A 1,086-nucleotide genomic window follows, 5' to 3' on the forward strand; every position below is an offset into this window, starting at 1 on the left:
ATCCTGCTCGAGAAGAGCCCTTTTGGCTTGACGCTTGCAGGACCGGCGAGTTTTTCGAGCTGCGTGGAGATCTCGGCCGCCATCTGCATGTCGAACTCTAAATAGACCGCGAGCAGTGGCCGCCGTGGACTGGCTGTAGATGTCATCCGGAAGGGAACGGGCACCGAAACGGCAAGATAGTGGTCTTCGTCGTAGAGGTAGATTTCCCCGTCCAGAATGCCGTGTTTGCTCCCCTGCAATACGAACACGGCACCCGGCTTATAAAGAACCGGAATGTCATTCAGCACTGCTTCCGTGCGTAGGATACGGATACAACCGAGCCCGGTCTGGTTGTAGCCAAGACGAGGAGCGAGTTGTCCGGCCAAGGCGGCACACTGGTTATCTGTAGAGGGCGGCGTTTTACAGTTCATAGGAATTGGCAAAACTCTAAAAGGATCCGCAATCGAACCCGCGTTGTCTCCAGACTATCTGTCACATCAACGGGTAATCAAGGAGTTTCAGAAATGTCGAGCAAAACGTTTTTCATAACAGGGGCGAACTCGGGCTTTGGGCTGGCCATCGCCACTGCCGCAATCGAAGCCGGTCACAGGGTCATCGGGACTCTCCGATCCGAAGCTTCGCGTGAAGCGCTGGCAAAGGCCCTCCCGGAACTGCGCCCGGTCCTCTGCGACGTAACCGATTTCGACCGCATCCCTGACGTCGTTCAGCAAGCGGAGGGCGAACACGGGCCAGTCGATGTGCTGATCAACAATGCCGGATACGGTCACGAGGGTGTGCTTGAGGAATCGCCGATCGAGGAGATGCGCCGCCAGTTCGACGTGAACGTGTTTGGCGCCGTTGCAGTCGCCAAGGCGTTTCTCCCGAGGTTCCGTGAGCGCCGAAGCGGCTTTATCGTCAACGTCACGTCGATGGGCGGCATGATCACCATGCCCGGCATCGCCTATTACTGCGGCAGCAAGTTCGCGTTGCAGGGTATTTCAGAAGTCATGCGTTTGGAAATGGCGCCGTTCGGTGTGCACGTAACAACCCTTTGCCCCGGCTCGTTTCGGACGGACTGGGCAGGCCGTTCCATGGTCCGCACAGAGC

The 1,086-nt window shown here is 57.6% G+C and carries 2 protein-coding genes; one reads left to right on the top strand and one right to left on the bottom strand.

Annotated features, from left to right (window positions below):
* On the bottom strand, positions 1–410 hold a 410-nt coding region (locus AB4Z23_RS27165), incomplete at its 3' end, for an AraC family transcriptional regulator (protein ID WP_441361141.1).
* Between the two features lie 93 nt (positions 411–503).
* On the opposite strand from AB4Z23_RS27165, the gene AB4Z23_RS27170 reads away from it, so the two are divergent.
* On the top strand, positions 504–1,086 hold a 583-nt coding region (locus tag AB4Z23_RS27170; protein WP_441361142.1), incomplete at its 3' end, for an oxidoreductase.

It is taken from the genome of Agrobacterium sp. MCAB5, assembly GCF_052114365.1.
GTDB classification, from domain to species: Bacteria; Pseudomonadota; Alphaproteobacteria; order Rhizobiales; family Rhizobiaceae; genus Agrobacterium; species Agrobacterium tumefaciens.